The sequence below is a fragment of the Streptomyces sp. NPDC104814 genome (assembly GCF_055583185.1).
Genome location: NZ_JBVJOL010000004.1, coordinates 143,758 through 165,322 on the forward strand (window position 1 = coordinate 143,758; position 21,565 = coordinate 165,322).

Genomic DNA, 21,565 nt, shown 5'->3' on the forward strand with positions numbered 1-21,565 from the left:
AACCTCCCGCCAACCTGGCAGGCGCACAGTGCGGTACAGCACGACGGCACGGGCCCGTCGGACCACCGTACTCGCCATGCCCAGAGGAGAGCCGCCATGGTGTACACGCAGCCGGGAGCAGACGGCAGCATCGTCAACTTCGCCTCCCGATACGACAACTTCATCGGCGGTGACTGGGTCGCGCCCGTCGAGGGCCGGTACTTCGCGAACACATCACCGGTGACCGGCAAGACCTTCTGCGAGGTGGCCCGCTCCACCGCCGCCGACGTCGAACTCGCCCTGGACGCCGCGCACACGGCCGCAGCCAGGTGGGCCCGCACATCGACGACGGAGCGGGCGAGGATCCTCAACCGCATCGCGGACCGGATGGAGGCGAACCTGGAGAAGATCGCCGTCGCGGAGACGTGGGAGAACGGCAAGCCGGTGCGCGAGACCCTGGCCGCCGACATCCCCCTCGCGATCGACCACTTCCGCTACTTCGCCGGGGTGGTGCGCGCCCAGGAGGGCAGCATCGCCGAGATCGACGACGACACGGTCGCCTACCACTTCCACGAACCCCTCGGTGTGGTCGGTCAGATCATCCCCTGGAACTTCCCCATCCTGATGGCCGCCTGGAAGCTCGCCCCCGCGCTGGCCGCCGGCAACTGCGTGGTCATCAAGCCCGCCGAACAGACCCCCGCCAGCCTGCTGTACGTCATCGACCTGATCGCCGACCTGCTCCCGCCCGGCGTGCTCAACGTCGTCAACGGCTTCGGTGTGGAGGCCGGCAAGCCCCTCGCCTCCAGCCCGCGCATCGCCAAGGTCGCCTTCACCGGCGAGACCACGACCGGCCGGCTCATCATGCAGTACGCCAGCGAGAACATCATCCCGGTCACCCTGGAACTGGGCGGCAAGAGCCCCAACATCTTCCTGCCCGACGTGATGGCCGCCGACGACGACTTCCTGGACAAGGCCGTCGAGGGCTTCGTCATGTTCGCCCTCAACCAGGGCGAGGTGTGCACCTGCCCCTCCCGCGCACTGATCCACTCCTCCATCTACGACGAGTTCATGGCCCGTTGCGTGGAGCGCACCAAGGCCATCGTCAGCGGCGACCCGCTGGACCCGGCCACCATGATCGGGGCGCAGGCCAGCAACGACCAGTACGAGAAGATCCTCTCCTACATCGACATCGGCAGGAAGGAAGGCGCCGAACTCCTCACCGGCGGCAACCCGAGGTCCGTGGCCGGCCTGGAGGGCGGCTACTACATCGAGCCGACCATCTTCCGCGGCACCAACGACATGCGCATCTTCCAGGAGGAGATCTTCGGCCCGGTCGTGTCGGTGACGACCTACGACTCCGTCGACGAGGCCCTGAAGATCGCCAACGACACCCTCTACGGCCTCGGCGCCGGTGTGTGGACCCGCGACGGCAACACGGCCTACCGCCTGGGCCGGGAGATCAAGGCCGGCCGCGTATGGACGAACTGCTACCACGCCTACCCCGCGCACGCGGCCTTCGGCGGCTACAAGAAGTCCGGCATCGGCCGGGAAACCCACAAGATGATGCTGGACCACTACCAGCAGACCAAGAACCTGCTGGTGAGCTACTCGGCGAAGAAGCTGGGCTTCTTCTGATGAGCGAGCGGGTGACGAGGGTGGAGCTGACGGAGGCCGCCGAGGATCTCCTCCGGACGCTGACGGAACGCCATGGCCCGGTGATGTTCCATCAGTCCGGCGGCTGCTGCGACGGCAGCGCGCCCATGTGCTACCCGCGCGGTGAGTTCCGGGTCGGCGGCTCGGACGTCCTGCTCGGCCGTGTGGGCGGGGACACGCCGTTCTGGATGAGTGCCGACCAATACGCCTACTGGCGGCACACCCACCTCACCGTCGATGTGGTCCCGGGCCGGGGCAGCGGGTTCTCCCTCGAAGCACCCGAGGGGGTGCGCTTCCTGATCCGCTCTCAGGTCTTCACCGACGAGCAGTGGGCACGCCTCGCCGCCGAACCCCCGCTGCCGAACGGGTCGGACACCGCCGAGTGACCGTCGCCGCCCGCAACGGCGGCACCTGACGACCACTGCGCCGACGCAGGCGGTGGCCACAGCGGGGCCGGGCACCCAGGTGTCCGGCCCCGCGCCGCTTTCCTCCCGGACCGGGCCGACCCCTTCGTCCGGACAGGGTGGATCCACCCGGTGGTCCAGCTGTGGGACGCCGGGCATCCACGTAACGTCCGAGGTGGCCCGGTGGGTCGGCAGATCCCCCACCGACAGGCTCACCCAGTCCCCCTTCCCGCAAGATTCGGGGCCGACCATGTCCCTCACGTTCCTCGACGAGACGGCAAGGCCGCAGGCCACCGCTCGTACGCACCAGCGGCCCGCTGCGGCGCTGCTCAGCCGCCCCGAGCACATCGCGCCGGCCCCCGCCACCGCCCCCGCCTCCGCCTCCGCCTCCGCCGACGCGACGACCGCAGGCCGTGAGGCCGTCCTGGCCCTGCCGGCGGAAATCCGGTGGGTTCCGGTGGCCCGACGCTGCGTCGTGGCCGTCCTGACCCAGTGGAGCTTTTCGTCCGCCACCCGTGAGTCCGCCGAGCTGGTCGTCGGTGAACTCGCCGCGAACGCCGCCGAACACGGCCGCCACGACATGACCATCCGCCTCTCCCTGGAAGCCGGAGTGCTGTGGATCTCGGTGACGGACTCCGGAGCCCCGGCCTCGCCTCCGGCGCCCCGCACCGTCGACAGCGAGGAACACGGCCGAGGACTTGCCATCGTCGAGTTCCTCGCCACGCAGCTGCGGGTCCGCCAGGGTCCACGGGGCCGTCGGGTGGACGCGGCGCTCCCCGTCGCGGCCACGCCCGCCACTCCGCCTCCCGGCGAGGAAGCGGACGTCCGCTTCATGCCGCTGTACGAGCCGTAGGCGGGCGCCCCTTCCCGCGGGCGCGTGACCCGTCACGCGGCGCCATGGGTCCCGCTCAGCCGTGCGGGACGTCCGCGTCCGTACCCGCGGACAACCGGTGCAGGCGCAGCGCGAGTTGGATCTCAAGGGCTCGGGACGGGGTCTGCCAGTCGTCGCCGAGGAGACGGGCCACGCGGTCCAGGCGCTGCGCGACCGTGTTGACGTGGACGTGCAGTTCGTCCTTGGTGCGAGCCGGGCTCATACCGCAGGCGAAGTACGCCTCCAAGGTGTGCAGCAGGTCCGTGCCGCGCCGTGCGTCGTAGTCGACGACGCGGCCTATCGTGCGCTCGACGAACCCGGCGATGTCCCGGTCGCCGGCCAGCAGCAGGCCGAGGAAGCCGAAGTCCTCCGCGGCCGCGCCGTCTCCCGTACGGCCCAGCAGGCGCAGCGCGTCCAGGCAGCGGCGGGCCTCACCGTAGGCGGCGCTCACGGCCTCGGGGCGGGCGGCCAGGTCGGCGACGGGCGCGGAGGCGCCGACGGTGACCGCTTCGTGGACGGCCGTACCCAGATGGCGGGCGGCGGAGCGGGCCAGCGCGGTGGCCGTCTCGCCGGGCGGCAGCGGGAGCAGCAGCACCGTGCCGCCGTCGCGGGCGGCGGCCAGTCCCTGCCGGGTCGCGGCCAGGTGGGAGGCGGCGGCCCACAGCCGGCGCCGGGCCTCCGCCTCCCGGTCGGCGTCGGCCGCGGGGCCGTCGAGGCGGGCGGCGAGCACGACGTGTGTGGCGTCGAGGTCGGCCCGCAGCCGTGCGGCACGCTCGCGCAGCAGGCGCGGGTCGCGGTCGCGGGCGTCCAGCAGGTCGTCCAGCAGTTCGCCGCGCACGCGCTGTTCGGCCTCGGCTGCCGAGCGTCTGGCGAGCAGCAGCAGGGACGTGACCATGGCCGCGCGCTCCAGGGTGCGCTGGTCGACCGGGTCGAGGCGCCGCTGGCCGCGCAGGACGAGCGCCCCGAGCAGTTCCCCGCCCGCGGCGACCGCGGCGATCCAGTCCTCCCCGTGCCGTACGGCGTGACCGTCGGCGCGGGAGGCCTCCAGCGCCCGCGCGGGCGCGGCGTCGGCTTCCGCGAACTCGACCGTGCCGGAGAGCACTTGGGAGACGGCGGCGGCCACGTCGTGCACTCCCCCGCCGCGCAGGACGAGCTCGGCGAGCCGGTCGTGGACGTCCGAGGCGCGTTCGATGACGGCGCTGCGGTCCCTGATGATCTCGTTGGCCCGCTCCAGGCCGGCGAGGGCCGAACGGGTCTCGGTGAGCAGGTTGGCGGTGTCGATGGCGGCCGCGGCGAGGGCGGCGAAGGAGCCGAGCAGGGCGATCTGCTCGCGTTCGAAGACGCGGGCCCGGCGGTCGGCGGCGAACAGCACCCCGATGACGTGCGGCCCGAGCATCAGGGGCACGCCGAGGATGGCGACCAGTCCCTCGTCGCGCACGCCGGTGTCGATGGTCGTGGTGTGCTGGAAGCGCTCGTCCTTGAAGTAGTCGTCGGTGACGTAGGGGCGGGCGGTCTGGGCGACCAGGCCGCCGAGACCCTCGCCCATGCCCAGGCGCAGTTGCTGGAAGCGGGCCGCGACCGAGCCCTCGGTGACCCGCATGTAGGTGTCGCCGCGCTCGGGGTCGTGGAGGCTGAGGTAGGCAACGTCGGTGCCGAGCAGGGAACGGGCGCGCTGCACGATCGCCGGGAGGACGGCGTCCAGGTCCCTGAGGCCCGCGAGGTCGTGAGCGGTCTCGAACAGCGCGGACAGCTCCGCCTCCCGGCGGCGACGGCCGTCCAGTTCGGCACGGACCCGCAATGCGAGCAGTTTGGCGTGCTCCAGCGCGGCGATCCGCTCCGGGGCCCATCTCTCGGCGCGCGCCCGCAGCACCGGTTGCTCGTAGGCGTCGGCGGCCGCGCCGCGGGCCAGGAGCGCGAGAAAGGGCGTCTCGGCGCCGGGCGCCGGGGGCGCCGCGCCGGCCGGCTCGCCCGCCGGCGCGGGCCCGGCGGCGATCCGGCCCGCGGCGCGCCGGGACCCGGCAACGCTCTCGCTTCCGTCCGGCCCCAGGGCGTGCGCAGCTCGCGCAGGCGCGGCACCGGCCTGGCCTGCAGGGAGTCCGAGGCCGTCGCCGGCCGGCCCTTCGGGTCGGCGGGGTGAGATGCCGGTCCGTGGGTGCCGGTCCGACGGGACGTGATCGCGGGACATGGTCACAGGATTCCTCATCGCCGGGCCGTCGCGGCAGGCCTGTGGAAAACCCGACGGCGCCCAGGTCAGTGCGCGGTCCATCCGCCGTCGAGGACGAGCGAGGTGCCGGTGACGAAGGAGGCGTGCGGTCCGCACAGGTACGCCACGGCCTCGGCCACCTCCTCCACCTCGATGAGCCGCTTGACCGCGCTGTCCTGCAGCAATACCTCGCTCAGCACCCTCTCCACCGGAATCCCGTGCGCCGCGGCCTGGTCGGCGAGCTGCTGCTCGACCAGAGGGGTGCGCACATACCCGGGGTTGACGCAATTGGAGGTGACGCCGTGGGCCGCGCCTTCCAGGGCGGCGGTCTTGGACAGCCCCTCGAGGCCGTGCTTGGCGGCGACGTAGGCGGACTTGTAGGCGGAGGCGCGCAGCCCGTGGACGGAGGAGAGGTTGACGATCCGGCCCCAGCCCTGCCCGTACATGTGCGGCAGCGCACCCCGGATGAGCCGGAACGGAGCCTCCAGCATCACCGTGAGGACCGTGTGGAAGACGTCCGGCGGGAACTCCTCGATGGGGCGGACGAGCTGGAGGCCGGCGTTGTTGACCAGGATGTCCGTGCCGGCGGCGGCGTGCTCGGCGGCGTCCAGGTCGGTGAGGTCCAGGACGTGGGGCTCGACGGCGCCGGGCAGCTCGGCGGCCGGTTCGGCGAGCGCGGCCAGGCCGGCCGCGTCCCGGTCGACCGCCCGGACCTTCGCTCCGGCGGCGGCCAGCCGCAGCACGCAGGCGCGGCCGATGCCGCCGGCGGCACCGGTGACGAGGGCGGTGCGACCGCCGAGGTCGAGCGAGGGGGCGTGGGGACCCGGGAGCGGGCTGGGCGCGGTCATGGCTCGACCCTAGGTCGCACCCCCCACCCCACCCCATGTGGTCAGCCCACATACTTCACGGCGTGTTGCTGGGGTCGAACCATGTGGGTGCGTCGGACATGGCCTGCTTGATCCGGAAGCGCGCGAACTCGTGCAGCTCGGGCAGGGCGTCCACCGCGAACCAGCCGACCTCCAGCGACTCGTCGTCGTTGACCCGTGCCTCCCCGCCGACGGCCCGGCAGCGGAAGGTGATGTCCATGTACTGACAGGTGTCGCCGTTGGGATAGGTGAAGGGGTCGAGTGCCTGGACGAGCACCACCCGTTCGGCGACGCAGTGCACGGCGGTCTCCTCGTACACCTCGCGCACCGCGCAGGCCGCGGGCTGCTCCCCCGGGTCCGGGATGCCGCCGATCACCGACCACGTGCCGGTGTCGGCCCGCCGGCCCAGCAGCACTCTGCCGTCGTCGTCGAACGGGACGGCGGTGACGCCGGGCAGCCACAGCAGCTGGGTTCCGGCCGAGGCCCGGAGCGTGCGGATGAAGTCGGGAGTAGCCATGGGGCCGACCCTAACGGGCCGGCCCGCCCCTCATCGGCCGGATACGGGGGCCGTACGGCGGGCGTACGGCGACACGTCACCGGCGCGCCGCCCGCGCACACCGGCGCCGATCGCCCAGCCCAGACCGGCGGCCGCGACGAGCACCAGGGCGATCTCGGGCAGCACCCCCAGCTCGGTCGCCGGCGTGGTCGAGGAGCGCAACGGCACCTTCTGCACCAGCGAGTCCGCGACGAACATGCCGGTCCGCCGGGTGATCCTGCCGTCCGGCATGATGATCGCGCTGACGCCGCTGGTCACCGGGACGGTGACGGTGCGGCTGTGCTCGACGGCCCGCACCCGGGACATGGCGAGCTGCTGGTAGGTCATCTCGCTGCGGTCGAACGTGGCGTTGTTGCTCGGCACGGAGATCATCTGCGCGCCGTGCGTGACGGTGTCGCGCACCGCCCAGTCGAAGGCGGCCTCGTAGCAGGTGGCGAGGCCGACCTTGGTGCCCCGCAGGGTGAAGACGCCGGGCTTGGTGCCGGGGGTGAAGTCCTGCCGGGCCATCTCGGTCCAGTGGCTGTTGATGGCACCGACCAGCGACCGCAGGGGCAGGAACTCGCCGAAGGGCTGGGTGCGGCGCTTGTCGTACGTCTGCGTGGGGCCCTTGGCGGGGTCCCACAGGATCTGCTCGTTGTACAGCTTCCCGCCCCGCTCGACGACGCTGCCGACGGAGATGGGCACCCCGATGTCCTTGGCGGCCTGGTCGATGACGAAGGCAGCGTCGGCGTAGGCGAAGGGGTCGAGGTCGGAGGAGTTCTCCGGCCACAGCACGAAGTCGGGCCTGGGCTGCTTGCCCGCCTTGATCTCGGCCGCGAGCCGCTCGGTTTCCCGCGCGTGGTAGTCGAGCACGGCCCGGCGCTGTGAGTTGAAGTCCAGCCCGAGGCGCGGGACGTTGCCCTGGATGAGGGCCACGGTCGCCGTGCCGTCCTCGGCCCGGTCGCTGACCAGGGTGCGTGCGGTCAGCGCCCCGGCGACGGGGACGGCCATGCTCAGCAGGGCGGCCGAGGCGGCGCCGCGCCGCAACACGCGCGTGCGTCGCCCCTCCAGGGCGAGCCGTACGGTCTCGTACAGGCCGAAGCCGCACAGGACGACCGCGAAGCCGAGGACCGGGGTGCCGCCGACCGCGGCCAGCGGCAGGAAGACGCCGTCCGCCTGCCCGAAGGCGATCTTGCCCCAGGGGAAACCGCCGAACGGCGCACGCGCGCGTGCCGCCTCGCCCGCGATCCACAGCGCCGCCGCCCACACGGGCCAGGCCGGCAGCCGCGAGACCGCGGCGATGCCCGCGCCGACCAGGGCGATGAACAGGGCCTCCACCGCGCACAGGGCCAGCCATGGCAGGGAGCCGACCTCGACGCCGGTCCACACCAGCAGCGGGAGGAGGAAGCCGAGGCCGAAGAGGTACCCGAGGCCGAGCCCCGCCTTCCAGCCGCGGCCGCGCAGCACCCAGCCGAGACCCGCGAAGGCCGGCAGGGCCAGCCACCACAGGGTGCGCGGCGGGAAGCTGACGTACAGCAGCACTCCGCAGAGCACCGCCGCGACGGCCGGGACGAGGCGTTTGAGGCGCGCGCCGCGAGCGGGGGACGTGCTGCCGGGTTCCAGCTCGTCCGCCTGGCCCACGGATGTTGCGGTGACGGTCACTCCGGGAGTGTACGGCGGGTGACCTCGGCGTTGACAGCGCCGGCCGGACGGTGGACGGTCGGCGGGGGTCCGCCCGGCGGCTCGCACGGAGCGACCCGGGCCTGGTACCGCCACCCGGCGGCGTCGGTCCCGGGCATCCGCCGGTCGCAGACGAGCCCGGGGCTCGTACCGGCGCCCCGGCGGCGTCGTTCCCGGGCATCCGCCCGTCCCGGGTCCGTATCCGAGTGTCTGCATATCTACGCATCCGCGTACCTGCGCACAACTCATCCACAAACCGGCCATCAGCCGTTACGGTGTGCCCGGGTCCCGGCGACGCGGCCGGGCGCGGGTCGGGGGCGACCGGTACAGGGGGACGGGGTGGGGTCCACGTCGAGAGTGTCGTCCGGGGGCGGTCCGGAACCGGACGAGGACAGACGAAACGTTTCTGACGCGGCGGGGATGGTGCTGCTCGGCGCCTGCTCCGGGTGGTCGCTGATCACGGCGGCCGCCCATGACGGGCGTCCCGAGGGTGTGCTGCTCGCGGTGCTGGCCGTGGCCGCGGGGTGTGCCGCCGGGCGGATCGGCGGTGCGCTGTTGCCCGTGGCCGCGCCCGGTGCCGCGGCGGTGGCCGGCCTCGTCCTGGTCGCGACCACGCCGGGCCTCGCGGCGAGCCCGCAGATCAGCGCGCCGCTCGGGCACGCGGGCGCGACGTCGGCGGTGCTGACGCTGTCCGCGGGCGCCGCGTGCTGTGCCGCCTGGGCGGCCGGCGCGCCGGCCGTGCGGCTGGCGCTGCGTCTGCTGGCGGCCGGGACGGCGGTGACCGCGGCGGCGGTCGGTTCCGTCATGGGTGTGATCGGCTGTACGGCCGTACTGCTCTCCTCGCTGGCCGCCGGCCGGATGCGGCACCGCGGGCTGGGCGTCGCCGGTCTGGCCGCTGCCGCCGCCGGGGTGACCGCCGTCGTGTGGACGATCGCCGCGGGGGTCCTGCCGACCGGGCCGGCCGCGGCGCTGGAGGGCCCGCTCACCCCGCACCGGGTGCTGCTGTGGCGGGACGCGCTCGGTCTGGCGGGCGACGACGCGGTGCTGGGAGCCGGACCCGGGAGGTTCGGGGACCTCAGCCAGGCGGCGGCTCAGGCCCTGCCGCCGGACGGGAAGCCGCACTCGGCGTCGTTGCAGCAGGCGGCCGAGCAGGGTGTGGTCGGGGTGGCGCTGCTGGCGGCGGTGTTCGGCTGGGTGCTGTTCGCGCTGTGGCGCTCGCGGCGGCCCACCCCGCTCGTCCTGACCGCCGGCGCGACCCTGACCGCCCTCGCGGCGATCGCCTCGGTGAGCAACGCGCTCAGCTTCACGGCGGTCTCCGTCGGCGCGGGCCTGGTGGCGGGAGTGGCGACGGCACGGCCCCTGACGGAGGAGACACCGCGGACCCCGCCCGCCGTACCGGCGCGCGGCGACCGACTGGTCCGGTGAGCACCCGGACGACCGGCGGCGCCGACGGCACTGGCGGCGCGTGTGGAGCACGGTACGGCGACAGCCCCACGCGCGGGGAGACTCGCACGGCCGCACCCCTCGACCCACGCGCGCGTGGAGCCCCGCGCGGCCGCCGCACCGACCCGCGCGCCCGGACCCCTCTTGCACAAGAGCGCCACGCTGTGAACAGAGCGCGACGCCCGGAGCCCCCCGCCCGCCTCAGCGGAGCGTCAGCGCAGGGCGCCCGGGGACGTCGGGCGCAGCCGGTCGCGGATCATGCGGACCGCGGCCTCGGCGTTGTCCACGGTGATGGTGAACGTGTGCCCGTCCCACAGCCGCAGCACCACGCCCTCGCCGCGGCGTACGACGACGGCCGTGCCCTTCTCGGGCCGCCAGCGGTAGCCCCAGCCTCCCCAGTGGCGCGGGGTGACGAGCCGGGCGACCTCGGCGCCCGCGATGTGGTCCAGCGGGATGCGCCGGCGCGGCAGACCGATGTGGCCGCAGCGCACCTCGAGGCATTCCCGGTCGAGCTTGAGGTCGACGTGCACGAAGGCGAGGGTGCCGAAGACGACGAGCAGCCCGGCGGCGATGCAGCCCACGACCGCCATGGTCAGCGCGGTGATCCCGGACGTCCAGGCCGAGTCCACGGCGAGCTGGATGCCGAGGGCGACACAGGCGACGCCCACCAGCGCCAGCAGCCACTGGACGCGGTTGGTGGCACGTCCGTGCCAGACCACGGGCAGCGGGGCGTCGGCGTCGCGGAGGCGGTCGTCCCTCATGCCTTGAGGGTACTCATGTTTCGCTGTGCGGGTAGCGGGTCGCACACCGTGACCGCTCCGGCGGAGTACGGCCCGTCGTCGGCTGCTCTCCTTCGGCTGCCGTCCTTACGACGCCGGGCTGACCGCAGGCAGCAGCCTGCCCTCCGCGTAGGCCAGCGCGGCCTGCGGCAGGGTTCCCTCACGGCCGCTGAGCAGCACGGTGAGCGTGCCGACGGCGGGTGCCTCGGGCGCCGCCGGCTCTCCCATCCGGCGCAGCGCCTGTGCGGCCACCGCCCCGGCGGAGCCGTGCAGTGCCGGCTTCGGGCGACCGGGCCGCTGGACGGCGGCGCGGATGCGTTCGGCGACGAGTTCGTAGTGGGTGCAGCCCAGGACGACGGTGGTGACGTCCTCCGGGGTGAGGGCCGCCGCCGCGGCGACGGCGGCGTCGATGGCCGTCTCGTCGGCGTGCTCGACGGCCTCGGCGAGGCCCCAGCAGGGCACCTCGGTGACCGGGACGCCGTCGGCGAAGTCGCGGATCAGTCCGCGCTGGTAGTCGCTGCCGGTGGTGGCCGGGGTCGCCCAGATCGCGACGTGGCCGCCGCCGGCCGCGGCGGGTTTGATCGCGGGGACGGTGCCGATGACCGGGACCCCGGGCTCCAGCAGGGCCCGCAGCGCGGGCAGGGCGTGCACGGTCGCCGTGTTGCAGCCGACGATCAGGGCGTCGGGCCGGTGGGCGGCCGCGGCCTCGGCGACGGCGACGGCGCGCGCGGTGAGATCCTGAGGGGTGCGCGGGCCCCAGGGCATGCCGTCCGGGTCGAGGGAGAGCACGAGATCGGCGTCGGGGCGCAGGCGCCGCACCTCGGCGGTGGCCGCCAGCAGCCCGATTCCGGAGTCCATGAGCGCGATCTTCACCCGGCCACGATAGACGATGACCTCCGTCGGGCCGTCCCGATGGGGCACACTGCGCAGGTGAGCGCGTTCGTGTGGATGGCCGCCGTGTCCCTCGCCGCCTGGCTGTGGCTGCTGCTGGCGCAAGGCATGTTCTGGCGCACGGACGTGCGTCTGCCGCCGCGCCGGGAGCCACGCGCGTGGCCGTCGGTCTGCGTCGTCGTACCGGCGCGTGACGAGGCGGAGGTGCTGCCCCGCAGTCTGCCGTCGCTGCTCACGCAGGACTATCCGGGGCGCGCGGAGGTCTTCCTGGTGGACGACGGCAGCTCGGACGGCACCGGGGCGCTCGCACGGGAGCTGGCCGAGCGCTGCGGCGGGTTGCCGCTGACCGTCGGCTCGCCGGGTGAGCCGCCCGCCGGGTGGACGGGCAAGCTGTGGGCGGTGCGGCACGGCATCGCGCTGGCACGCGCGCGTGAGCCCCGCTATCTGCTGCTGACGGACGCGGACATCGCGCACGCCCCGGACAGCCTGCGCGGCCTGGTCTCGGCCGCGGAGACCGGGGGCTTCGACGTCGTGTCGCAGATGGCGCGGCTGCGGGCGGAGAGCCTGTGGGAGCGGCTGGTGGTGCCCGCGTTCGTCTACTTCTTCGCGCAGCTGTATCCCTTCCGCCGGATCGGCCGCCGGGGCGGGCGTACGGCGGCAGCGGCGGGCGGCTGTGTGCTGCTGCGCACCGAGACGGCCGTACGGGCCCGGATCCCGGACGCCATCCGGCACGCCGTCATCGACGACGTGGCCCTCGCGCGCGCGGTGAAGAAGGCGGGCGGGCACATCTGGCTCGGCCTGGCGGAGTCCGTGGACAGTGTGCGGCCCTATCCGCGCCTGCACGATCTGTGGCGGATGGTCTCGCGCAGCGCCTACGCGCAGCTGCGGCACAATCCGCTGCTGCTGCTCGGCACGGTCGCCGGGCTGGCCCTGGTCTACCTGGTGCCGCCGGCGGCGCTGATCGCGGGCCTGGCCGCGGGCGACGGATGGCTCGCGCTGCTCGGCGGGGCCGCATGGCTGGTGATGACGGGGACGTACGTGCCGATGGTGCGGTACTACCGGCAGCCGCTGTGGCTCGCTCCACTGCTGCCGCTCACCGCGTTCCTCTATCTGCTGATGACGGTCGACTCGGCGGTGCAGCACTACCGGGGGCGCGGTGCGGCCTGGAAGGGCCGCACCTACGCGCGCCCGGACGCGTTGCCCGACGAGGGCTGACACTCGGCCGACGTCCGCCGCCGCGCCCGACGAGAGCTGACCCCGGGCGGGCGCCCTACTTGCGGCCGGGGGTCCAGTTCATTCCCCAGCCGTAGACGCGGTCGACGGTCCGCTGGGGGCTGACACCGCGGTCGGGTACCAGATAGCGGGCCTCGCGCTGGACGACGAGGTCGCCGCCGGTGTTGGTGATCAGGGCGAGCGCGCACACGGGTGAGGGGACGGTGCACTCGTCGAGGGAGAACTCGATCGGTGCCCCGTACTGCGGCTGGAGCGTGACCGTGGCGTGCAGGTCAGCGAAGGAGCGGGCGCCTTCGTAGATCGTGACGAAGACGAGGATGCGCCGGAAGTCCCGGGTGTGGTCGAGGTTGACGGTGAGGTTCTCGCCGCTCTCCACGGCCCCGGTGCGGTCGTCGCCGTCGAGGTGGATGTACGGCGGCCGGTGCAGGGTGCCGAAGGCGTTGCCGAGGGCCTGGACGACTCCCTTGCTGCCGTCGGCGAGTTCGTACAGGGCGCACAGGTCGAGGTCGAGGTCGTTGTGCAGGGCGACGGCCCGGCCGCGCTTGCTGCCCCATCCGGAGAACTGCTTGCGCACCTGCCAGTTGAGGTTGACGCGCAGGGCCCCGGAGGTGCCGCCCTGCTTGGCGAGCGAGACTGCGGGCGCCGCCTTGGTCAGCGTCACCTTGGTCAGCCGGACGGGCTGCGCGGGCGCGGCGGTGGCAGGAGGAGGGGGCGGCGGGGTGCCGTAGGAGGGCGCAGGCGCAGGCGCGCCGTAGGGGGACGGGGGTGGCGGGGTGCCGTAGGTGGGCGTGGCGCCCGGCGGTGGCATGGTCGCCGGGGGTGCCGGGGGCGCGGGCGGTGCCGGGGCGTTCCACGGGTTCGGCGGCGGGGCGGGCCGTGCGGCCTGCGGGGCGGGGGCGTTCTGGGGTTCGTCGACGGTGATGCCGAAGTCCGTGGCGAGTCCCTTGAGTCCGCTGCTGTAGCCCTGCCCGACGGCGCGGAACTTCCAGGCGCCCTGGCGGCGGTAGAACTCGCCGAGCACGAAGGCCGTCTCGACGCTCGCGCCGGTGCTGTCGAAGCGGGCGACCACGCCGCCCCGGGCGGCATCGCGCACCTCGATGTACAGGCCCGGGACCTGACCGAAGGCGCCGCCGTCGGCCGAGGCGGCGAGGACGACCCGCTCGATGGGGCCCTCCACGCGCGCGAGGTCGACCAAAAGTGTGTCGGTGACCCGCTCGCCGGTCTGCCGCTTGCCCTCGTGGTGGACGGCGCCGGAGGGGTGGGCGGGCTGGTTGTAGAAGACGAAGTCGCCGTCGGAGCGCACCTTCGCACCGGCCAGAAGCAGCGCGGAGGCGTCCACGTCGGGTACGCCGGGGCCGGGACGCCAGCCCAGTTCGACGCGCAGCGCCGTCGTCGGCACCGGCGTGTTCGATCCCTTGGTCATGGACATGTCCGCCCCCATCAGGTGTCCCCGCTCCGTGCCGCTCACCGGCGACCACGGTGCGTCATCCGGCCGTCGTCGTCCGGCCGCCGTCACAGCACCCTCAGGGTCGCATCCGCGGCCGTCCCGCACAGCCCGTCAACCGCCGGTAACCCCTTGGGAACTCTCGCTTTACAGGAATATCGCCATCCCCGCTGCCCCTTTTTCCCATGTTCGCTCGGATTGAGGATCCATGGTCACTCAGGGCACGCAAAACAACCCTCTTATCGGTCTCCCCAACCAGCACATCGTGGGCTTAACTTATGTGCCATGACCTCCCCCCGCTCCACTTATGGTGGCGGCTACTACTCCGCCTCTTTCCCGGACACCCCGATCTACGACTCGCTCGTGGCCGAGCGGGGCACTCCGCAGATCGCCCCGATCCGGGTCCCCGCCGCGTACGACATGCCCGGCAGCCAGCTGCCCGCGCTGCCGTCCGCCCTGCCCGCCCTCCCGGCGGCGCCGTCCCAGCCCTCCTACGGCTCCCAGCCCTCGTACGGCTACCCGCACATGCAGCAGCCGGCCCCGCTGCAGCAGGCGCCCACGGCCTACATCCCGCAGCAGGCCACCGCGCCGCGCGGCTACCCCGGCCAGCAGCCGCAGCAGCCCCGCCCGGCGGCGCCGCAGAACATGGGCTACGAGGCCATGCGCCCCGCGGCTCCCCGGCCCGCCCCGGCGCCGTACCAGGATCCGTACAACAACCAGCAGTACCGCGGTTACTGACCACCTCCCGGGGATGTCGGTGCCTGCTGGCAGGATGTCCCCATGGGGAACGCGGAGCTGCTCTCGATACACGTCCATCCGGTCAAGGCGTTCCGGAGCCTGTCGCTCCGGGAAGCCGTCGTGGAGCCCTGGGGGCTGGCCGGAGACCGGCGCTGGGTGCTGATCGACGACGGGGGAAAGGTCGTCACCCAGCGCGAGCAGCCACGCCTCGCCCTGGCCGCCGCCGAGCTTCTGCCCGGCGGTGGCCTGCGGCTGTCCGCTCCCGGCCGCGGCGCGCTGACGGTCGCGGTTCCGGGCGGACCGGTCACGGTGACGGCGGACATCTTCGGCGACAAGGTGGAGGCGGTGCCCGCCGACGCCGCCGCCCACAGCTGGTGCAGTGCCTACCTCGGCGCCGACGTGCGGCTGGTGCACATGGACGACCCGGCGGTGCGCCGCCAGGTCGATCCCGAGTACGCGCTGCCCGGGGAGACCGTGTCGTTCGCCGACGGCTACCCGCTGCTGCTCACCACCACGGCCTCGCTGGAAGCCCTCAACTCCCTGCTGGCGCAGGGCGCTTACGCCCACGAGGGCCCGCTGCCCATGAACCGCTTCCGGCCCAACGTGGTCGTGGCGGGCACCGAGCCGTGGGCCGAGGACGGCTGGTCCCGCATCGCCATCGGCGACGTCGTGCTGCGGGTGGCCAAGCCCAGCGGACGGTGCGTCGTCACCACCACCGACCAGGACACCGCCGTGCGCGGCAAGGAGCCCCTGCGCACCCTCGGCCGGCACCGCCGCTTCGGAAACCGGCTGGTCTTCGGCCAGAACCTGGTGCCCGTCTCCCCCGGCACGATCCGGGTGGGCGACCCCGTCCGGGTCCTCGACGGCTCCCCCTCCTGACCCGCGCAGCCCGCCCTCCCCCGCCCCGGCCCCACAGCCCCGGTCGAGTCCGCCTGGATCCGGCGCGCCGCGGGGAACCCTTCGCCGGGAGCCGCTCGTTGGAAGGCTGAGAGGTTCCTGAGAACCGCCGGTGGGAGGTGATTTCCCTCTCTCTTCCGCCGGGTTCTCCGGTGAACGGCTCCGGACGGAGTTATCACGGAGCGGGAAGGGGGTGCGGGACGATGGTGCGAGCGATCCTGGGGCTGTGGCGCTGGCGGCGCAATCCGTTGCGCCGCGGGACGGATCTGGCGGAGAGCTGTGTGGCCCTGACGGCCCTGCTGCTGATCCTTGTCGTCGCGCCGGTGGCCGGCACCCTCGCCGGCAGGGCCGCCGACGGCGCCCTGCAGCAGTCGGTCCGCGACCAGCGGCACACGCGCTACGAGGTGGCGGCCACCGTGGACCGCGCAGTGGAGCGCTCCCCGCTGGAGGCCAGTCCCGACCTGGCCGCCGGACGCGACACCCGCAGCCGGGTCCTCGCCGACTGGCGGGGCCCGGACGGCAGCGCGCACCACGCCGCGGTCATGACGACGCTGAAGTCCCCGGTCCACGGCGACCACTTCACGCTGTGGACCGACCCGCGCGGCGAGCTCGCGGGCCGTCCCCTGGACTCCGCCACCGCGGCCACGCACGCGGTGCTCGCCGGCGTCGGCACGGCGCTGGCCGTGGGCGGCCTCGTCGAGGCGGCCAGACGGCTGATCGTCTGGCGCATGGTCCGCCGCCGCTACGCCCGCTGGGACCGCGCCTGGCTGCGGGCGGGCCCGGACTGGGGCCGGACCGGCACCGGCAGTTGACCGCGTTCCGCCTCCGGTCAACTCACCGGCCCCGCGCACGCTACGGTGGACCGGCCGAGCTCTTCGGCAACATCCCGCGTGTGAGGGAGCCGCAGGGGCGCGCCCCGACGGCGAACGAGCCACAGGTACGACGAGGTGGGGGCGCAGCAACGCCATGGCACAGGGCACGGTCCAGGTGACGCACACCGGCACATCGCGGTGGCGGCGCCGCACGGGTGAGTACGCGTCGCTCGCCGCCGCCCTGGAGGCCGCGACGGACGGGGACGTCCTCACCATCGCCCCGGGCACCTACCGGGAGAACCTGGTCGTGCAGCGGGCCGTGACCCTGCGCGGCCCGGAGGGCTCACCCGGCAGTGTGCGCATCGCGCCCGTCGACGGCGTGCCGCTGACGGTACGGGCCTCGGCCGTGGTGCAGGACCTGCACGTGGAGGGCCAGGACGCGGCGGCACCCGCGCTGCTGGTCGAGGAGGGCACGCCGGAGCTCAAGGACATCCGGATCGTGACGCGTTCGGCGGCCGGGGTGGAGGTCCGCGGCGGCGCCCGGCCGACGGTGCGGCGGCTGACCGTGGACAATCCGGCCGGTGTCGGCATCGCCGTCGTCGACGGCGGGGGCGGGGTGTTCGAGGACTGCGAGGTGGTCGCCGCCGGGCAGGCGGGCGTCGCCGTGCGCGGTGGGGCCCACCCGCGGCTGGAGCGCTGCCGCGTCCACCACGCCTCCGGCGCCGGGCTGTCCGCGACCGGGGACGGCTCCGCCCTGGAGGCGGTGGGGTGCGAGGTGTACGAGGTGCGCGGCACCGGTGTGCAGATCACCGGCCGGGCCACCGCCCATCTCACCGACTGCGACGTGCACCGCACCACCGCCGACGGAGTCACGCTGGACACCGACGCGGTGGTCACCCTGGCCGACTGCCGGCTGCACGACATCCCCGAGAACGCGGTCGATCTGCGCTCGCGTTCGGTGCTGACGCTCACCCGCACCTCGGTGCGGCAGTTCGGCCGCAACGGTCTGTCGGTGTGGGACCCGGGCACCCGGGTGGACGCCAACCAGTGCGAGATCTTCGACAGCACCGGGGACTACCCGGCCGTGTGGGTCAGCGACGGCGCGACCGCCGTACTGGACTCCTGCCGGGTGCACGACGTCCCCGACGCGCTGTTCGTCCTCGACCGGGGCTCGCGCGTGGACGTCGTCGACAGCGACCTGTTCCAGGTGCGCAACACCGCGGTGTCGGTCAGCGACGGCGCCACCGCGCAGCTCGACGACTGCCGGATCCGGGACGCGGCCACGGGTGCGTGGTTCCGCGACCACGGCAGCGGCGGCACCCTCGCCTCCTGCACGATCGCGGGCACCCAGACCGGCGTGATCGTCACCAAGGGTGCGGACCCGACGGTGGAGCGCTGCACGGTCGACTCCCCCACCGAGGCCGGTTTCTACGTCTCGGCGGGCGGCCGCGGCAGCTTCCTCGGCTGCCGGGTGTCGGGCAGCGACGGCTACGGCTTCCATGTGATCGACGGCTGCCGTACGACGCTGAAGAAGTGCCGTACGGAGCGCTGCGCGCGCGGGGGTTACGAGTTCGCCGACGGCGGGCCGGACGCCGGTTCGGGGACCGGGCCGCTGGTGGAGGACTGCACCGGCGACGAGAGCGCGAGCCAGCGGCCCCCGGTGATGCGGGAGACGGCCGTGCAGTCGGCGGCCGGGTCGACGGGGCTGCTGGGCGCGGTCCCGGACCAGCGCGCCACCGCGGCCGAGCCACCGGCCGTCGAGGAGCCCGCGCAGCCGGTGCGCACCAGCAAGGACGTGCTCGGTGAACTCGACGCGCTGGTCGGCCTGGAGAGCGTCAAGCGGGAGGTCCGCGCCCTCACCGACATGATCGAGGTGGGCCGGCGCCGTCGGGAGGCCGGGCTGAAGGCGGCCTCCGTCAAACGGCACCTGGTGTTCACCGGCTCCCCCGGTACGGGCAAGACGACGGTCGCCCGTCTGTACGGCGAGATCCTCGCCTCCCTCGGTGTGCTGGACAAGGGCCACCTGGTGGAGGTGTCCCGCGTCGACCTGGTCGGCGAGCACATCGGCTCCACGGCGATCCGCACCCAGGAGGCGTTCCAACGGGCGCACGGCGGGGTGCTGTTCATCGATGAGGCGTACGCCCTCTCCCCGGAGGACGGCGGGCGGGACTTCGGCAAGGAGGCCATCGACACGCTGGTGAAGCTGATGGAGGATCACCGTGACGCGGTCGTGGTGATCGTCGCCGGCTACACCGCGGAGATGGAGCGCTTCCTGTCCGTCAACCCCGGTGTCGCGTCCCGCTTCTCACGGACGATCACCTTCGGCGACTACGGCCCCGACGAGCTGCTGCGGATCGTGGAGCAGCAGGCGGAGGAACACGAGTACCGGCTGGCGCCGGGCACCGCCGAGGCGCTGCTGAAGTACTTCACGGCGATCCCGAAGGGGCCGGCCTTCGGCAATGGGCGCACCGCCCGGCAGACGTTCGAGGCGATGGTGGAGCGGCATGCCGGGCGGGTGGCGCAGCTGGCCGAGCCGGACACGGACGATCTGACGCTGCTGTACCCGGAGGACCTGCCGGATCTGCCCTGACCCCCGCCTGCTCCGGCTCCGCCGCCGCTCAGGTGCTCTCCGCGGAACGCCCCCCGTCCTGCGGCCGTGGGAACGGCACTCCCGGCGTACCGGGCGCACCGGGCGTCTCGGGGTTCCCTGCGCTGTCCGCCGCGGCGGGCTCCGAGGGCTGCATGCGGGCCAGCAGCAGCCGCCGTTCCTCGGCGAAGGCGGGGTCGGCCTGGTAGTCGGAGTGGCCGAGGATCGGCGCGGGCAGCGGATGCAGGGCGCTCCGGCCGTAGGACAGGGGGTCCTTCAGGGGTGCCCGGTCGACCTCGGGCCCGCACGCGTCGGTGAGCCGCACCGGGCCGCCGATGGGGTCGGTGAGGCGGTAGAGGTTGCGCCAGCGGTCGACGTCCTGGTGCAGCGAGCTGAGCGCGGCCGGTCCGAAGTGGGCGGGGAACCAGCGGCCGTAGAGACGCTCGATCGGTGAGCCGTAGGTCAGCAGCGCCACGCGGCGGCGGGCGGACGGCGGCAGCTGCCAGGCGGCGGCCGCGGCGAGCACGCTGCCCTGGGAGTGGCCGGAGATCACCAGCCGGCCGCCGGTGGTACGGGTCCAGGTGGCCATCCGCCAGGTCAGGTCGGGCACCGCCCGCTCGGCGTAGCAGGGTGGTGCGAAGGGGTGTGCGGCGCGCGGCCAGAAGGTGCCGACGTCCCACAGGATGCCGATGGTGCGCCGGGCCGAGGGGTCCTTGTAGGCGCGCCGCCCCCAGGTGACGAACAGCAGGAAACCGAGCCCGATCAGCCAGGAGCCGAGAGCCTGCGCGGTCTCGGCGGCGCCCTGGACGAAGGGGGGCGCGTGCCGGGCGGCGCCCACCGGGGTCCGCCCGCTGCCGAGCGCGCCCGTGAGAGCGGCGGCGCCGAGCAGCAGCGTGGTGACGGAGGTGATCGCGACGATCCGGGGTCCGCGGTCGGTGAGCGAGGCCAGCGCGCGCACGGTGGCGATACGGCGGGTCAGGGCCGTGTCGCCGGCCGCGCCGGGGTAGTCGCGCCGGACCGCGGGGATCTCCGCGCGGCGCAGCCGCCAGGCCCGGTGGGCGAGCCAGCCGCACAGCGCGAGCACCACCACGGCCATGGGCGGGATGACGGAGGCCTGCCAGGTGAGCAGCACGGGCGGGCCGGGGATCGAGGCGCGGGTGCCGTCCAGCCAGTCGGCGACCCGCTGCGACACGCCGCCGGACATCACGCCGCCCAGGGCGCAGGCGAGCATGGCCACGGCGGGACCGCCGAGGCCGCGCATCGCGGCGCGCCGGTCGGGCCGGGTGCGGTGCAGCACATGGGCGACCACGCCGAGGACGACGACGAGCAGACTCTGGACGAGGGTGATGCCTGCGAACACCGCGTTCCCCGGCAGTCGGCCGGAGGACTGCCAGCCCGGCCGTTCCCAGCCGGCGTACACCGCGGCGGCGAGCAGGAGCAGCAGCGCCCCGAGGGGCAGCCGGCGCACGAGGTGGGCGTCGAGGACGCGGTCCGGGTGCCGTTCGCTGCGGCCTCGACGGCACACGACCCATACGACACTGATCGCACCGGCCACGACGGCGGCTTCCAGCAGCCGTCCCACCAGCTGCGGTACGGCGGGTCCGCCCGGCCGCTGGTCGAAGCGTGCCCCCGCCGCGGTGAGGGCGCCGGCCACGGTGAGCAGTCCGGCGGCGGTGTGCGCGGCGCGCAGCCGGGCGACCAGGCGGCGGCCGTACCAGAAACCGGGCCGGCTGAGGGCCGTACGGCCGGTCGTCCCGTCGGGTTCGCCGGGGCGGTCCATCGGTTCGGTGGACTCGTAGGCGTTCCAGGTGCGCAGGGAGAGGTACCACAGCAGTCCGGTCAGCGCCGCGGGGACGAGCGCGGCGAGCGCGAGCCGGCGTCCTGGACGGCTCCACCAGCCGCCGCCGGAGCCGGTGGGCGACAGGAAACCCAGCCAGGAGTGCCGCTGCGCACACGCGGGCGTGCCCGCGCACTGCCAGGCGGCGAGGTCCAGGGCCACCTCGCAGGCGGCCGCCACCAGCAGGACGGTCAGGGTCAGTCCGGTGAGTCGCACGAGCAGCCCGTACAGGCGCACGGTGCGGCGCCGGCCCTGCGCGGTGGGCCGCATCCAGTGGGCGAGGTTGACCACCATGAAGGGCAGGAGCAGCAGCCACAGGGCGCGGGTGCCGTTGCCGGAGGTGAGGTTGCACCACACGTACGCCTCGGGCACCGGTGGGCCGCGGTGGCCGGCCGGGCGCTGCTCGGCGTCCACGTCGTCGGCGCGCCGGAACACGGCAGCCGTGTCGTCGCCGGTGATCCGGACGGTGCGCGGATCGCCCAGCATCTTCTCGGGTGTGGCGCCCCCGACTCCGTGCACGAGGAGTTCCAGGGCTGTCGTCTGCGCGCGTTCCACTGTCCGCACTTCCCCCGCGGTGCCGCCGTCGGCTGTGTCGTGCCGGCACAAGGATCTCCGTTCGCGGCGGGCCGTACACCCTCCGTCACCAAATCTCCCCGATCCGTGCGGCGGCGGGCCCGGTCTGGGCGCGGGAATGGCAGGTGCGCGACGGGCCG

Annotated in this window: 17 protein-coding genes; 9 read left to right on the top strand and 8 right to left on the bottom strand. The window is 74.0% G+C overall.

Translation table 11 applies throughout. From position 1 onward, the window contains the following. Positions 1 to 96: 96 nt before the first annotated feature. From adh to ACZ64A_RS16525, 3 genes are all read left to right on the top strand, one after another. The gene (gene adh, locus ACZ64A_RS16515) at positions 97 to 1,614 is read left to right on the top strand and encodes an aldehyde dehydrogenase (RefSeq protein WP_469810990.1); all 1,518 of its coding nucleotides are present in this window, start codon (positions 97 to 99) and stop codon (positions 1,612 to 1,614) included. Beyond that, the gene (locus ACZ64A_RS16520) at positions 1,614 to 2,018 is read left to right on the top strand and encodes a DUF779 domain-containing protein (RefSeq protein WP_469810991.1); all 405 of its coding nucleotides are present in this window, start codon (positions 1,614 to 1,616) and stop codon (positions 2,016 to 2,018) included. The genes adh and ACZ64A_RS16520 overlap by 1 nt, the downstream gene beginning before the upstream one ends. A 268-nt stretch (positions 2,019 to 2,286) precedes the next feature. Then, a complete protein-coding gene (locus ACZ64A_RS16525; RefSeq protein ID WP_469810992.1) occupies positions 2,287 to 2,889 on the top strand; it encodes an ATP-binding protein in 603 nt (200 codons plus the stop codon). Positions 2,890 to 2,944: 55 nt separating this feature from the next. Here ACZ64A_RS16525 and ACZ64A_RS16530 read toward each other — a convergent pair whose 3' ends face one another. From ACZ64A_RS16530 to lnt, 4 genes are all read right to left on the bottom strand, one after another. Beyond that, the gene (locus ACZ64A_RS16530; protein ID WP_469810993.1) at positions 2,945 to 5,092 is read right to left on the bottom strand and encodes a helix-turn-helix domain-containing protein; all 2,148 of its coding nucleotides are present in this window, start codon (positions 5,090 to 5,092) and stop codon (positions 2,945 to 2,947) included. A 65-nt stretch (positions 5,093 to 5,157) separates the two neighbouring features. Next, entirely contained in the window at positions 5,158 to 5,958 is an 801-nt protein-coding gene (locus tag ACZ64A_RS16535; protein WP_469810994.1) for a 3-hydroxybutyrate dehydrogenase, read from the bottom strand. A gap of 55 nt (positions 5,959 to 6,013) precedes the next feature. Next, complete coding sequence (locus ACZ64A_RS16540; protein ID WP_469810995.1) at positions 6,014 to 6,493, bottom strand: NUDIX hydrolase; 480 nt, start codon at positions 6,491 to 6,493, stop codon at positions 6,014 to 6,016. Between the two features lie 30 nt (positions 6,494 to 6,523). Then, positions 6,524 to 8,173: an apolipoprotein N-acyltransferase gene (gene lnt, locus ACZ64A_RS16545; protein ID WP_469810996.1), complete on the bottom strand. Its 1,650-nt coding sequence runs from the start codon at positions 8,171 to 8,173 to the stop codon at positions 6,524 to 6,526. Between the two features lie 438 nt (positions 8,174 to 8,611). Here lnt and ACZ64A_RS16550 point away from each other — a divergent pair, with 438 nt between their 5' ends. After that, a complete protein-coding gene (locus ACZ64A_RS16550; protein ID WP_469810997.1) occupies positions 8,612 to 9,616 on the top strand; it encodes an O-antigen ligase family protein in 1,005 nt (334 codons plus the stop codon). 230 nt (positions 9,617 to 9,846) lie between these two features. On the opposite strand, the gene ACZ64A_RS16555 is transcribed toward ACZ64A_RS16550, so the two are convergent. Continuing rightward, complete coding sequence (locus ACZ64A_RS16555) at positions 9,847 to 10,395, bottom strand: hypothetical protein (RefSeq protein WP_469810998.1); 549 nt, start codon at positions 10,393 to 10,395, stop codon at positions 9,847 to 9,849. A 105-nt stretch (positions 10,396 to 10,500) separates the two neighbouring features. Continuing rightward, a complete protein-coding gene (locus ACZ64A_RS16560) occupies positions 10,501 to 11,286 on the bottom strand; it encodes a glutamate racemase (protein WP_469810999.1) in 786 nt (261 codons plus the stop codon). A 39-nt stretch (positions 11,287 to 11,325) separates the two neighbouring features. Between ACZ64A_RS16560 and ACZ64A_RS16565 the strand changes: the two genes are divergently transcribed. Then, entirely contained in the window at positions 11,326 to 12,519 is a 1,194-nt protein-coding gene (locus ACZ64A_RS16565) for a glycosyltransferase (RefSeq protein ID WP_469811000.1), read from the top strand. 55 nt (positions 12,520 to 12,574) lie between these two features. Here the strand turns inward: ACZ64A_RS16565 and ACZ64A_RS16570 are convergent, their stop codons facing one another. Next, a complete protein-coding gene (locus ACZ64A_RS16570; protein ID WP_469811374.1) occupies positions 12,575 to 13,960 on the bottom strand; it encodes a TerD family protein in 1,386 nt (461 codons plus the stop codon). Between the two features lie 306 nt (positions 13,961 to 14,266). Between ACZ64A_RS16570 and ACZ64A_RS16575 the strand changes: the two genes are divergently transcribed. The 4 genes from ACZ64A_RS16575 to ACZ64A_RS16590 all read left to right on the top strand — a co-directional run bounded on the left by ACZ64A_RS16575 (position 14,267) and on the right by ACZ64A_RS16590 (position 19,018). After that, positions 14,267 to 14,719 (top strand): DUF6643 family protein, encoded by a 453-nt coding sequence (locus ACZ64A_RS16575; protein WP_469811001.1) that lies wholly within the window; start codon positions 14,267 to 14,269, stop codon positions 14,717 to 14,719. Between the two features lie 42 nt (positions 14,720 to 14,761). Next, positions 14,762 to 15,598: an MOSC domain-containing protein gene (locus ACZ64A_RS16580; protein WP_469811002.1), complete on the top strand. Its 837-nt coding sequence runs from the start codon at positions 14,762 to 14,764 to the stop codon at positions 15,596 to 15,598. Between the two features lie 221 nt (positions 15,599 to 15,819). Beyond that, positions 15,820 to 16,428 carry an Rv1733c family protein gene (locus ACZ64A_RS16585; RefSeq protein ID WP_469811003.1) on the top strand — a complete coding sequence of 203 codons (609 nt, stop codon included), beginning with the start codon at positions 15,820 to 15,822 and terminating at the stop codon, positions 16,426 to 16,428. 154 nt (positions 16,429 to 16,582) lie between these two features. Next, complete coding sequence (locus ACZ64A_RS16590) at positions 16,583 to 19,018, top strand: right-handed parallel beta-helix repeat-containing protein (RefSeq protein WP_469811004.1); 2,436 nt, start codon at positions 16,583 to 16,585, stop codon at positions 19,016 to 19,018. 28 nt (positions 19,019 to 19,046) lie between these two features. Here ACZ64A_RS16590 and ACZ64A_RS16595 read toward each other — a convergent pair whose 3' ends face one another. Next, on the bottom strand, positions 19,047 to 21,416 hold the full coding sequence (locus tag ACZ64A_RS16595) for a hypothetical protein (protein ID WP_469811005.1): 2,370 nt from the start codon (positions 21,414 to 21,416) through the stop codon (positions 19,047 to 19,049). Between the last annotated feature and the right edge of the window lie 149 nt (positions 21,417 to 21,565).